Annotated in this window: 14 protein-coding genes; 8 read left to right on the plus strand and 6 right to left on the minus strand. The window is 58.3% G+C overall.

Features of this window, described 5'->3' with window-relative positions; translation table 11 throughout:
- Positions 1–8 precede the first annotated feature (8 nt).
- The 3 genes from pgeF to ACLM45_RS13895 are packed head-to-tail and all read right to left on the minus strand — an operon-like array spanning position 9 to position 3,039.
- Entirely contained in the window at positions 9–833 is an 825-nt protein-coding gene (pgeF, locus tag ACLM45_RS13885; RefSeq protein ID WP_415409858.1) for a peptidoglycan editing factor PgeF, read from the minus strand.
- A 2-nt stretch (positions 834–835) separates the two neighbouring features.
- A complete protein-coding gene (locus ACLM45_RS13890) occupies positions 836–1,750 on the minus strand; it encodes a Tab2/Atab2 family RNA-binding protein (protein WP_006043622.1) in 915 nt (304 codons plus the stop codon).
- Entirely contained in the window at positions 1,747–3,039 is a 1,293-nt protein-coding gene (locus ACLM45_RS13895; RefSeq protein WP_415409860.1) for a S1 RNA-binding domain-containing protein, read from the minus strand. Before ACLM45_RS13895 ends, ACLM45_RS13890 begins: the two co-directional genes overlap by 4 nt.
- Before the next feature lie 51 nt (positions 3,040–3,090).
- Between ACLM45_RS13895 and ACLM45_RS13900 the strand changes: the two genes are divergently transcribed.
- The 6 genes from ACLM45_RS13900 to folE all read left to right on the plus strand — a co-directional run bounded on the left by ACLM45_RS13900 (position 3,091) and on the right by folE (position 8,408).
- Positions 3,091–3,936 (plus strand): creatininase family protein, encoded by an 846-nt coding sequence (locus tag ACLM45_RS13900; RefSeq protein WP_415409861.1) that lies wholly within the window; start codon positions 3,091–3,093, stop codon positions 3,934–3,936.
- A 49-nt stretch (positions 3,937–3,985) separates the two neighbouring features.
- The gene (locus tag ACLM45_RS13905; RefSeq protein ID WP_415409863.1) at positions 3,986–4,717 is read left to right on the plus strand and encodes an aldehyde oxygenase (deformylating); all 732 of its coding nucleotides are present in this window, start codon (positions 3,986–3,988) and stop codon (positions 4,715–4,717) included.
- A gap of 137 nt (positions 4,718–4,854) precedes the next feature.
- Entirely contained in the window at positions 4,855–5,895 is a 1,041-nt protein-coding gene (locus ACLM45_RS13910; RefSeq protein ID WP_006043626.1) for a long-chain acyl-[acyl-carrier-protein] reductase, read from the plus strand.
- 20 nt (positions 5,896–5,915) lie between these two features.
- Positions 5,916–6,905, plus strand: a complete 990-nt coding sequence (locus ACLM45_RS13915; RefSeq protein ID WP_006043627.1) for an acetyl-CoA carboxylase carboxyltransferase subunit alpha — start codon at positions 5,916–5,918, stop codon at positions 6,903–6,905.
- Between the two features lie 24 nt (positions 6,906–6,929).
- A complete protein-coding gene (locus tag ACLM45_RS13920) occupies positions 6,930–7,637 on the plus strand; it encodes an SDR family oxidoreductase (protein ID WP_415409864.1) in 708 nt (235 codons plus the stop codon).
- Positions 7,638–7,649: 12 nt separating this feature from the next.
- Positions 7,650–8,408: a GTP cyclohydrolase I gene (gene folE / locus ACLM45_RS13925; RefSeq protein ID WP_006043629.1), complete on the plus strand. Its 759-nt coding sequence runs from the start codon at positions 7,650–7,652 to the stop codon at positions 8,406–8,408.
- Between the two features lie 31 nt (positions 8,409–8,439).
- Here the strand turns inward: folE and ACLM45_RS13930 are convergent, their stop codons facing one another.
- Positions 8,440–8,931, minus strand: coding sequence for a hypothetical protein (locus ACLM45_RS13930; protein WP_415409866.1), 492 nt, complete (start codon positions 8,929–8,931; stop codon positions 8,440–8,442).
- Positions 8,932–8,956: 25 nt separating this feature from the next.
- A complete protein-coding gene (locus tag ACLM45_RS13935; protein WP_415411441.1) occupies positions 8,957–9,634 on the minus strand; it encodes a phosphoribosylanthranilate isomerase in 678 nt (225 codons plus the stop codon).
- 72 nt (positions 9,635–9,706) lie between these two features.
- On the opposite strand from ACLM45_RS13935, the gene ACLM45_RS13940 reads away from it, so the two are divergent.
- Positions 9,707–10,957 (plus strand): site-2 protease family protein, encoded by a 1,251-nt coding sequence (locus ACLM45_RS13940; protein ID WP_415411442.1) that lies wholly within the window; start codon positions 9,707–9,709, stop codon positions 10,955–10,957.
- Here the strand turns inward: ACLM45_RS13940 and ACLM45_RS13945 are convergent.
- Positions 10,948–11,721 carry a lipoate--protein ligase family protein gene (locus ACLM45_RS13945; RefSeq protein ID WP_415409868.1) on the minus strand — a complete coding sequence of 258 codons (774 nt, stop codon included), beginning with the start codon at positions 11,719–11,721 and terminating at the stop codon, positions 10,948–10,950. The two genes, ACLM45_RS13940 and ACLM45_RS13945, sit on opposite strands and share 10 nt — an antisense overlap.
- Here ACLM45_RS13945 and ACLM45_RS13950 point away from each other — a divergent pair.
- A complete protein-coding gene (locus tag ACLM45_RS13950; protein WP_415409870.1) occupies positions 11,720–12,499 on the plus strand; it encodes a sulfite exporter TauE/SafE family protein in 780 nt (259 codons plus the stop codon). The two genes, ACLM45_RS13945 and ACLM45_RS13950, sit on opposite strands and share 2 nt — an antisense overlap.
- Position 12,500 lies beyond the last annotated feature (1 nt).

Here is a 12,500-nt window from a genome sequence, read left to right on the forward strand (position 1 = left end):
GGTTGAATTCAGGCCGCGGCCTGACCGACGATGCCACTCCATTGGACCGCCTTGACCTGGTCGCGTCGCCAGGAGTGGAAGAGGTCCGGTTCGCCGACAGTACAGAGAGGACACAAGCTGATCCTGTCAGCTTGCAGGCCCCAGTCCACCAGCTGGGAGAAGGCGGCCCTGCGGATGTCGAGGCGATAGTGACCGTCCTTGGGATCATCACGAATGATCCCATCCTTTTCCAGGGCCTGGAAGGATGCCTGCCGGCTCCCTAACGAGGCTCCAACTTTCTCAGCCACAGCCTCTTCAACCTGATAAAGCTCACCGCTCACGGCAGGACCCATCGCAACCAGGAGGCGGTCTTTTCGGGCACCCAGTGCTTCCAGTTGAGAGACCGCTTCCGGAAGAATCCTGCTGGCCACGCCTCGCCATCCGGCGTGACAGGCCGAGGCGTGACCGGTGTCCGGATCGGCAATCAGTACAGGTGTGCAGTCAGCACCGCAGACCCAGAGACTTTGCCCGCCTTGATCACTCACCAGCCCATCGGCCTCAGGCCAGGGTGATTCAGTCGCTTTCGAGGCTGGCAGAACGACGTTGCCATGCACTTGTTGAGGACGGTGCACACTGGCGCCCGCTGAGAGGTAGCCGGCGAGTTCATCAGGTCCCCGGCCCTGCCAGCGCCGGGTGAAAAAACCATGTTCAAACCCCGCTGCGTGCAGGAGGTCAGAGGTGAGGTAGTACCCCCCGTAACAGCCGACCCATGTCCAGTGCTCGAGAACATTGAAGCAGCGGTCAGGGCTCTGGAAGGGTCCGCCATTGCAGTCGTTGGTTTTGATTGGATCCACGCTCAGATCTCGGGTCGATCTCTGAGCATCCAGAAGCCATCAAACCGTTGGCTGTCCGGTGTGGTCTGTACGGAGATGAACTGAAGGCCGCGGCCCCTGCTGACCGAGTCCATGAGGGCCTCACGGCACTGATTCGCCTCCATCTGGCCAAGGTCGCTGACCAGCCAACTGTCATCCTGTCCGGCGTCAAGCACCAGTTGCTGGTTGCTTACTCGCAATCGGACCGGTTCCAGGCCTCCAAGCCAGCCAGCCAGCGCCAGGGCGCGGGTTTGGCTGAAGAGGCGCAGGCCTGGAACCGGCAGCTCAGGATCCATCCCCTCTGGAATCGGAAGCAGATCGTTGAATCCCATGGGCCATTCGCCGGCTTCAAGCAGACTTCCTAAAGGCAGGGCTGCCCAGCACCAGGCGTCTCCCCGAACGGCCTCAGGCAAGGGCAAAGGAGGCGTGGCAATCGGTGCAGGAGGTGGAGCGATCGGGCCGGCCATGAACCCCTCATCCAGGGGATACACGCTGCGCTCTCGCTCCTCCAGCCAGTCGAGGAGTGCATAGGTTCTCCGACTTGGAATCATCTCCAGACCCAGCTCGCTGGCTGCGCGTTGCACCATCGTGCGCATCGCGCTGCGCCAAGTGCGCAATCGTTTGGGCTGTAACCATCCCTGTTCGTTGGCTGCGGTCAGGGCTTCGCGAAGTGCGGAAGTTAGCCAGGTGGAGTTCACATCTCCTGCCGGACAGCGCTTTTCAAAGCGGAAACAGACCGGCTCTGTCGGGGTAGGAGTGCTTGTGATCAGAAGTTCCCATCGCTTCTTCCCATCGGCTTCCAGGATCGGTCTCGAATAGAAATCAAGTTCCCAGTCAGCCTGTTTCTGGGCCGAGGATTGCTCTCCATTGTTCCCGGCTGTCTGCGGAGCGGTGATCATCCAGCTGACTGTTCCTGTTGCCTGAGGACGTTACGAGCTCTGTTGGCGCGATCGGTCGCTTCTTCCATCACTCCATCACGATTAATGAGGAGCTCGCCAGGCTGCCCTTCAAGCATGGCCGTGTTGAGGGCGATGCGTCCCCGTCCGGGATCGAGCTCAGTGATCAGCGCCTTGACGGAGTCACCATGATCGAAGACTTCCCGTATTGATCGCAGACTGCCGCCGGTGATCATCGACTGGTGAAGAAGTCCGCTGATGCCGCCGAGATCGATAAAGAGTCCATAGGGCTTGACTGCGGCCACATGGCCCTCCACCAGCTGGCCGACTTCGAGTTCGGCGAAGCGGGCCGCTGTTGCGGCCTTTTTCTCGGACAGCACAAGCTTGCGTGTGTCGGGATTGACCTCTAAGAAGGCGACGCCAAGGGTCTTGCCAACAAGCGCTTCATGGTTCTCGCCATCCTGAAGCTGGGATCTGGGGATGAATCCACGTAGACCCTCGAGATCACAGGTGACGCCTCCACGGTTGAAACCACTGACCTTCACCTGGGCCACCTTGCCCTCCTTCTCGAGCTGCTTCACCTTGTCCCAGCTTTGACGCAGTGCCAGGGCCCTGCAGCTGATGGTGACCATGCCGTCGGCATTCTGCTCCCGAGTCACCAGCACCTGGATCTCGAGGCCTTTCGGGAAACGTTCCTTGAGATTTGTGATCACTCCCAGACCGCACTCGCTCTTCGGCATGAAGCCAGGCGCTTTACCACCGATGTCGACATACACACCATCGCTTTCCATCCCGATCACCGTTCCTGTGACCACCTCGCCTGTGGTGCCGATGGGTTCGTTCTCGTCCAGGGCAGCCAGGAAGGCATCCTCGTCAAAGTCGAAATCATCAACACTGCGCTGAAGCCCTCCTGGGGCCTGCTGCATTTGAGCAGGCTTCCGGCGAGGCTCAGACCCACCCATGAGATCGGCCATGGTCATGCCGCCGAAATCGTCGTGATCGGGTGATCGGCTCGCCTGGGGTTCCGCTGTGCGGGGAGCTGCAGGCACGGCTGCCTGGGGAGGCGGTGCAAGGGACGTCCCGGCCTCACGGGCCGCCTGCTCGAGCTGTTCTGCCTTCGCTGCCGCCGCATCTGCCGCAGCTCTGGCTTCTTCGGCTTCCCGGCGGAGACGGTCTTGCTCCTCACGCTTGCTGATGTGCATCACCTGCAAGGGCTTCTTCGGCTGCTGAGGGGAGGGAGTCAATGCCTTAGGGGATTCTTCAGATGAATTTTGACGTTCTGTGCCGGCCATGGGACCCGTCGTCCTTGATCAGCCACTTTGACAGGAAATGGTGAAGTGCCGATGGAATGCTCGGACTCCCGCGGGTCGCGACGGCTTGATTTTCTGCATTGGCCTGATGCCGCGTCAGGGCTGAAAGCTCACCGTTCAACGCTGGTCTGGCCATTCGGAGCCCTGGAACAGCACGGACCTCAGCTGCCTCTCGCCACAGATGCTCTCTTCGCAGAGCAGATTCTCAACAGGGTGCTGGAGTCACTCCCTGCCCAATGGCCGATCTGGTCCCTCCCGCTTCAGTCCATCGGTCTGTCTCCTGAACACCGCGGCTTTCCTGGAACCCTGAGCCTCAGTGCCGACCTGCTGATCCGGTTGGTCGTGGAGGTGGGGAAGCAGTTGGCGGACCAGGAGGTGAAGCGACTTGTGCTGTTCAACGCTCATGGTGGGCAGATTGGATTGCTTCAGACCGCGGCCAGAGAACTGGCGGTTCGGGCTCCTTCGATGGCCGTGCTTCCCTGCTTTCTGTGGAGTGGGGTCCCTGGGCTCGAGGCCTTGATCCCGCGCCAGGAGCTGCAGAACGGATTGCACGCAGGGTTGGCAGAAACAAGTCTCATGCTGGCGCTTGCCCCTGATCTCGTTGGCGTGGAGCGCCCCTGCGACGGCCATCAATCCTCCACGCCTCCTCCCGACGGATGGAGCCTCGAGGGTGCCGCCCCTTGTGCCTGGTTCACAGCCGACATCAGTCACAGCGGAGTTGTCGGAGACAGCCGTGGGGCCGACGCATTCCTTGGGCAGCGTCTGCGTGAGGTCTTGATTGAGCACTGGACCGGCCTCTTCAAAAGCCTGATGACTTCTGACTGGCCGCCCTCTGCCGACGCCAGGCGTGTGAGAGGACCATCAACCGAACATCCATAGTGGGTTGCACTAGTTACAGTCAGTCGCATCGATGAATACGGAAAGATCCATGCCGACCCCTGTCACCTCCGAGGTCGCCGTCCTTGACGAGCAGGCTGGGTCCTCTTCGCTGCTCCCCGACTTTTCCAGCGAAGCCTATAAAGACGCTTACAGCCGGATCAATGCGATCGTGATTGAAGGTGAGCAAGAAGCTCATGACAACTACATCTCACTGGGCACATTGATCCCTGATCAGGCCGATGAACTGGCTCGCCTCGCCAGAATGGAAATGAAGCACATGAAAGGATTCACATCCTGCGGACGCAATCTGGGTGTTGACGCAGACATGCCTTTCGCAAAAACTTTCTTCGCTCCCCTTCATGGCAATTTTCAGACGGCTCTGAAGGACGGAAAAGTTGTGACCTGTCTGCTCATTCAGGCGTTGCTGATTGAAGCTTTCGCAATCTCCGCATATCACATCTACATACCAGTTGCTGATCCCTTTGCACGCAAGATCACTGAGGGTGTGGTGAAGGATGAATACACCCATCTCAATTACGGTCAAGAGTGGTTGAAGGCTAATTTCGACGCAAGCCGCGAGGAATTGATGGAAGCCAACAAAGTGAATTTGCCGCTGATCCGTTCAATGCTCGAGCAGGTGGCCGAGGATGCCGCTGTCCTCAAAATGGAGAAGGAAGATCTGATTGAGGATTTCCTGATCGCTTACCAAGAGGCGCTGGAACAGATTGGATTCACCTCGAGAGATATCGCTCGGATGGCTGCTGCGGCACTCGCGGTCTGAACCCGGAAACCTCGATCAGGTCCGGTTCGCCCACAGTCACGTTGTGCACAACACGTGCCAACGTGGGACCATGATTGATCAGCCCACCTTCGCGTGAGCTTCTGTTCCATGCGTTCACACACGACCGTCGGCGGCATATGTTTGGTCTGATTGGACATTCCACAAGTTTCGAAGCCGCCAGGCGGAAGGCTTCCGACCTTGGGTTCGATCACATTGCCGAGGGAGATCTCGATGTGTGGTGCAGTGCTCCTCCCCAGCTTGTGGAGCATGTCGAAGTCACCAGCCCCACAGGCAAATCCATCCAGGGTGCCTACATCGATTCCTGCTTCGTGCCGGAAATGCTGAGTCGTTTCAAGACAGCACGACGCAAAGTGCTCAATGCCATGGAGCTCGCCCAGAAAAAGGGGATCGACATCACGGCTCTTGGCGGATTCACATCGATTATTTTCGAGAATTTCAACCTGCTTCAGCATCAGCATGTGCGCAGCACAACCTTGGCTTGGGAGCGTTTCACTACGGGGAATACCCACACGGCCTGGGTGATCTGCAGGCAGGTTGAAAACAATGCTCCGTCTTTGGGCATCGATCTCAAAAAGGCCTCGGTTGCTGTTGTTGGAGCGACCGGCGACATCGGCAGTGCTGTGTGCCGCTGGCTCTCCTCCCGAACCGGGGTGGCTGAATTGTTGCTCGTGGCCCGGCAACAGAAACCACTTGAAGATCTCCGGGATGAGCTGGGTGGCGGTCGGATTCTCAGTCTCGAGGACGCCCTGCCGGAAGCTGATGTTGTGGTTTGGGTTGCCAGCATGCCGCGCACCCTCGAGATTGATGCGTCACGACTGAAAACACCCTGTCTGATGATCGATGGTGGTTACCCCAAAAACCTTGATGCCCGTGTGGCTGCCAAGGGTATTCACGTTCTGAAGGGAGGGATTGTTGAATTCTTTACTGATATTGGATGGTCGATGATGGAAATAGCAGAGATGGAGAAACCTCAACGGCAGATGTTTGCTTGTTTTGCCGAAGCCATGCTCCTCGAGTTTGAGTCGCATCACACCAACTTCAGCTGGGGGCGGAACAACATCACGCTTGAGAAGATGGACTTCATCGGTGGAGCATCCGTTCGCCATGGTTTCTCCACCCTCAATCTGCAAGGCCTTCCGCAGGCTGCCGCTGCCTGACCTCACTCTCCTGAACCGCAATGCCACGCCGTCCGCTTCTCGAGTTTGAGAAACCCCTGGTCGAACTCGAACAGCAGATCGAACAGATCAGACAGAGAGCGAGAGATTCTGAGGTTGATGTCAGCCCTCAGCTCCAGCAGCTCGAAACATTGGCCGCACGTCGTCGTGAGGAGATTTTTAAATCCCTGACACCCGCTCAGAAGATTCAAGTAGCCCGTCATCCCCACCGCCCAAGCACGCTGGATTACATCCAGATCCTGTGTGATGACTGGGTTGAGCTCCATGGGGATCGGCGTGGCAGTGACGATCAGGCTCTAATCGGAGGTATTGGTCGTTTGGGAGATCGTTCAGTGATGTTGATCGGACATCAAAAAGGACGGGATACCAAAGAAAACGTGGCACGGAATTTCGGGATGGCGACGCCTGGTGGCTATCGCAAAGCCCTCCGGCTGATGGATCATGCCGATCGCTTTCATCTGCCGATTCTTTCGTTTATCGATACCCCAGGGGCCTATGCGGGCTTGCTCGCCGAGGAACAGGGCCAGGGAGAGGCGATTGCCGTGAATCTGCGCGAGATGTTCAGATTTGGAGTGCCGATTATCGCCACAGTGATTGGTGAAGGTGGATCCGGTGGCGCTCTGGGTATCGGTGTTGCCGACAGGCTGCTGATGTTCGAGCACAGCGTCTACACAGTTGCGAGTCCTGAGGCCTGCGCTTCCATTCTTTGGCGTGATGCCGCCAAAGCCTCGGAAGCGGCGACGGCTCTCAAGATCACGGGCCCGGATCTGCTCAGTCTTGGTGTTGTGGATGAGGTGCTGCCTGAGCCAGTCGGCGGAAATCATTGGGCACCACTTGAGGCTGGTGAAATCTTGCGAGAGGCGCTCTCCCGAAATCTTGAGGCCCTGCTCGAGCTTTCCGAGCAGCAACTGAGAGAGCAGCGCTACCGCAAATTCCGGGCCATGGGGCATTTTCTTGATGGCTCATCGACGGAAGTCGTCTCAGATGACTAGGGTGCTGCAGCTCGCGCGGATTCATTGCCTTCCGTACTGATTACAGGTGCATCCCGGGGAATTGGTCACGCAGCTGCAAAAGCATTTGCAGAGGCTGGTTGGGATCTCCTTCTGGTTTCACGAAGTGAGGCGGCTCTTCAGTCCCTTACGACGGAACTCTCAGCCAGTGGAGTCCGAGTTGTTTATCAAGCCATTGACCTCACAGACCCTTCAGTCATCGCTCCGGGTCTGCAAGATCTCCTCAACCAGGGTCTGCGTCCTTCGGTACTGATCAACAATGCGGGTGCGGCCTGGACTGGTGATCTGCTTGCCATGCCTCTTGATCGTTGGGCGTGGCTCATGCAGCTCAATCTCACAAGCGTTTTTCAAGTCTGTGCAGGCGTGGTTCCGGCCATGCGTCCCGCGGGCGGTCTTGTTATCAATGTCAGCAGCCATGCGGCACGTAACGCGTTCCCAGGTTGGGGGGCCTACTGCACTGTTAAAGCTGCTCTGGCAAGTTTCACTCGCTGTTTAGCAGAAGAGGAGCGGACGAATGGGATCCGCGCTTGCACGCTCACCCTCGGAGCTGTTGACTCGTCACTCTGGGATTCGCCCACAGTGGAGAGCAATTTCGACCGCCGTGCCATGCTTCCCGTGAATCAGGCAGCTGCCGCGCTCCTGCACCTTGCTCAGCAACCCGCCACTCAGGTCATCGAAGACCTCACCCTGATGCCGGCCACCGGCGCATTCTGATCACAGCTCGATATGACTTCCACTCTTCCTGTCTCCACCAACGGCAACGGTTCCGTATCCCAGAACGGAAAGCTACCTGCTCTAGATTCGCGCGTTTCCGATCGCATCCGTGCGCGATTGCGGGAACAGGATGTGTCGTTTCTAGCCAATGACAATGTGGCTGACCACATCCTCCCTGGGGAGTTGGATGATTTGCAGGTTGAAGTTGCGGATCGTGTTCGTGATCTCCTGCATGCCTTGGTGATCGATATCGAGAACGACCACAACACTGCGGAAACAGCAGAACGAGTGGCGAAGATGTATCTGCACGAAGTTTTTAAGGGTCGCTATCATCATCAGCCAAAAGTTGCAAGTTTCCCTAACGTTAAAAGGCTTGATGAGATTTATACAGTTGGGCCCATCACCGTGCGTTCTGCCTGTTCTCACCACTTGGTGCCGATCATGGGTAATTGCTGGATCGGCATCAAGCCTGGCGAGAGAGTCATTGGCCTCTCCAAATTCACAAGAGTTGCCGATTGGGTTTTTTCAAGACCTCATATCCAGGAAGAAGCTGTGATGATTCTGGCCGATGAGATTGAGCGACTCTGCGAACCGCAGGGTTTGGGGATCATCATCAAAGCCCAGCACTACTGCATGAAATGGCGCGGCGTAAAAGAACCTCAGACCAGCATGGTGAATTCAGTGGTTCGGGGCGATTTCCGTCATGATCCCAGCCTTAAACAGGAATTCTTTGAGCTCGTTCGCCAGCAGGAAGCTCTTCTAAGTACCTAAGGCAGATATTTTTACGGTTCTCTTTGGTTGCTTAGTTCCTAGCAGGTCCGATCACATTGCTCGATATCCGCTGGGCTTTCCCGTCAGAAGTTTCTACAACGAGAACGGCCATTAGTTGATCTCCGCGATCGCTGGAACGAATGCGGTAAGTACTTTCGCTGACGTTATCGACCAACTGCCAATTTCCTTGGTCGCTTCGTCGATACCAATGGATGTGGACTTCATCGAATCCTCCACCTTGAAGCATCAACTCAGCCTTGATCAGCTGCCCTTCTTTGGCTTCGCCGATCAGTTCAAAGCGTTTTAATCCTTCGATCGCTTGCTCTAGCTGACCTTCGGTCCTTACGCCACGGTTGATCCTGCCGTCCAAAACCTGAATTTGCTGCTGGGGATCGGCTGTAAGTCCTGGAACGCACTGCAGGCTTCCGTTTTCGAGACGGCATCCAGGAAGTAGCCCCTGGGCTGACGTCCCTGCTGACAGGCCTGCTGTGATCACCATGAGCAGCGTTGAATGCCGAAGCATGAAGCTGTGACTCAGAGCCTTCAAGCTATTTGAGCCTTCTGGCTCTGTCTTCCACAGAGTTCACGAGAGCGCGCACGCGGTTGAGATCCTTCACTCCGGGACGTACTTCCAACCGGCTTGATGCGTCTAATCCATAAGGATGGATCTTGTCCAAGCTCGGTACCCATTCTGCGCAGACCCCACCGGCTAGCCACCAGGGGGGACCACCTGCGAGTTGATCTTGCACCCGCTTGAGCCAGGTCGGGTTCAGCTGGTGCCCCGTTCCCCCCAGTTGGTTGGAGCTCCAGGCATCAATCAGCAGTGCATCCACATGGCTCCAATAGCGCTTGATCGTCTCGAGATCCGCATCATCACGAGGGCGCAGTGCCTTCCACCAGCGGATGCTCGGATGTCTGGAGCGGAGATCCTTGCAGCGTGCTTCTGATTCTTGACCATGAAGTTGAACCACCGAAGGCGTTCCCTGGCCGCTCAGGACTTCGTCGAGTTCATTGTCATCGGGGTCAGCAGACACCCAGACGCGCTCAACGTTTGATTGAGAGGCCAACTTGGCATAGATCTCCCTTCGCCTCTCGGAAGAGACGCAGCGTGGCGTTCCCTGCACTCCGATCACCCCGATGGCCTGCACCCCCAAGGCCGCGATGGCGCAAGCCTGAGCGCTGTCGGTCAGACCGCAGATCTTGAGATGCAGGGCTTGGCCAACCATGGCGAGAAGCGACGATCGCAATCCTTTCTAGGATCATGGAATTGATGGCGACCGGCTTTGCCGGCGAATCTCTTGGCTGATGGCTGGCAACTGATGCGTATTGGTGGCATCCCGCTGAGGGTCCATCCCAGCTGGTTCATCATTTTGGTTCTCTTCACCCTGGCGTTCCAGAGTGAAGTGGCTCAGCTTCCGGAGGCGCAAGGGCTGGTCTGGGCTAGCTGGTTAACGGGTTTCCTGACCGCTCTTTTGCTCTTTGTCTCCGTTCTGCTGCATGAGCTGGGGCATTCGGTGATGGCGATCCGCGAGGGCGTCAAGGTCAGCAGCATCACCCTGTTCCTGCTCGGGGGTGTAGCCAGAGTTGAAAAGGAATGTCCCACGCCGATGGGGGCCTTGCGGGTCGCGGCGGCAGGGCCAGCTGTGAGTCTCCTTCTTGCCGCTGGTCTGCTGGCCAGCGTGCAGGCAGCAGGACAGGTGAATCCGCTGCTGGGAAATCTGGTTGCAAAGCTCGGTTGGCTCAATCTCATCCTTGCCCTGTTCAACCTGCTGCCCGGCTTGCCTCTCGATGGTGGTCTGATCCTCAAGGCCCTTGTCTGGCAGTGGACCGGCAGCCAACGCAAGGGCATCCAGGTGGCAACGGCCAGCGGACGTTTCCTATCGCTTTTGGCGATGGTGATTGGGTTTTGGTTGATCTTCAAAGGTGCCGTCTGGCCAGGCCTTTGGTTGGTGATGCTCGGTTGGTTTGGCATGGGGGCCTCACGCAGCCAAACCCAAACTCTTGCTTTGCAGCAGGTTCTTCAAAACGAGACTGTCGGCAAGACGGCGTCCCGACGTTTTCGAGTTGTTGAAGCCGATCAGCCCCTGCGCACGCTGAGTCAGATGAGGCTTGGGGCTGTGGAGACGGATGATCCCCGCCTTTCCCACTGGGTTCTGGTCTGCAGGAACGGTCGATGGGTCGGATTCATCACCGATCAACCCCTCAAAGACCTCCCTGTTCAGCAATGGGATCGGCAGACGATCAGCGATCATCTGCAGCCTTTGGACCTCTTGCCCTCAATCCAACAGTCATCGCCACTTTGGAAGGCGGTCCTCGCGCTTGAGAAGAGTGATCAGGGTCGTCTGCTTGTGCTGGGCCCAGCAGGACTCCCCGACGGCACCCTTGATCGCAGTGAGCTTGGTGAGGCCGTGCTTCGTGGGTTGGCTGTGAAGCTTCCTGATGCCATGTTGGAAAGCTCGAGGCGGAACAACACCTACCCCCTTGGTCTGCCCCTGCTGCAAGTGGTCAACAGCATGCAGGCGTCAGGACTTCTCAAGCGTCAGGCCTGATCCGGTTCAAGGCAGTAACGGGTCGTGAGCTTGTCCATCTGCCGAATCTCCTCTTGGGATAGATCTTCCTCACGCCAATTCAGACCTGGGTTGAGTGTTTGGAACGACTGCTTCAGAGCGAGCTCAAGGCTTGCTGGCGAGGGTGCCGAGGGCGTCCAGCGGGGGGGAGAGGATGCAAACACAGCCTCCCAGAGGCCTTCATGCGGATCCAAGGGGATTTCCCCGTGCTGCAGCAGGTGACCCCGTTTCCAGAATTGGGCACTGCCGATGCGTTTGCAGCCGCCGGAATCGACCAAATCCGCTGTTGTGGACTGCGCAAAACAGTCAGCAACGATTGTGGTCGCTGCGGCACCCCCGGGCTTGAGATGCAGGCCCAGGACCTCCAATCCCTCTTGAAGGCACTGGTTCACCTGGGCATAAGCCTGCCGGCGTTGGCGGGGTGGATCGGTCCAGATCAGGGCATAGGTGAGTCCGCCGGCATGCAGCACGGCGCCACCTCCGCTCGGGCGCCTTACCAGATCCAGGTCGCCGGCGGCGGCGAGCTGTCGCCACTGCTCGGTCGGGGGCCCCTGGTGGCGCCCTAAGGAGAGGGTGGGGCGACGCCACTGATAAAAACGCAGAATCAGGGCGTCAGATCCGCCGCCGCAGCTCTGCTCCAGAAGCAGGGCGTCAAGAGCCATCTGTTCAGCACCGCTGAGGCTCTGGGTCGGCACAAGCCGGGCTGGGCGGCGTCTGCCGGGCGGGCAAGATGCAGGCAGCGTCATGACAGCGATGACTTTGGCAGAAGGTCTAGTGGTTCTGCCGATGGGATTGCTCGCGGGAGCCCTGGCAGGCCTGCTGGGCATCGGCGGAGGGCTGATTTTCGCGCCTCTACTGCTGTGGATGGGGCTGACCCCGCATCAAGCCTTGGCCACCAGCACCTTTGCCATTGTTCCCACCGCCATCGGCGGAAGTTTCACCCATTGGCGGAGCCGTTCCTTGCCGCTGAAGGCTGCCTTTGTGATCGGCCTGACGGCCTTCGCGACCGCACTGATCTTCAGTCGTCTGGGAGGTCTGGTGGCCGGCTGGCACCTCCTGGCCCTGCAGGCCTTGTTGTATCTGGTGCTGGCCGGCTCAATCCGAGCTGATCGTGAGACGGCTCCGCAAACTGATGGGCAGCGTCCTTCTCCCTGGGGGTTGTCTGCTGTTGGAGCTGTGGCCGGTCTTTCCGGAGGACTGCTGGGTCTGGGCGGAGGTCTGTTGATGGTGCCCCTGATGGTGAGTGGACTGTCGATGCCCATCCGTCAGGCCATTCGACTGAGCACCTTGGCCGTGGCCTGTTCAGCCAGTGCGGCTTCGCTCCAGTTTCTCCAGGAAGGACGGGGACTGGCTTCGATGGGGTTGCTGCTGGGAGGTGTCGCTGCTGTTTCAGCCCAGTGGACTGCATCTCGCCTGGATCGCGTCAGGCCAGGAACGCTGGCCTGGCTTCTGCGGCTTCTTGCATTCCTGCTGGCCATCGACAGCGGACGACGGGCCATCACACTTGCACTGCAACTGGACTGAA

The sequence above is a fragment of the Synechococcus sp. A10-1-5-9 genome, from assembly GCF_047716785.1.
Classification (GTDB): Bacteria; Cyanobacteriota; Cyanobacteriia; order PCC-6307; family Cyanobiaceae; genus Synechococcus_C.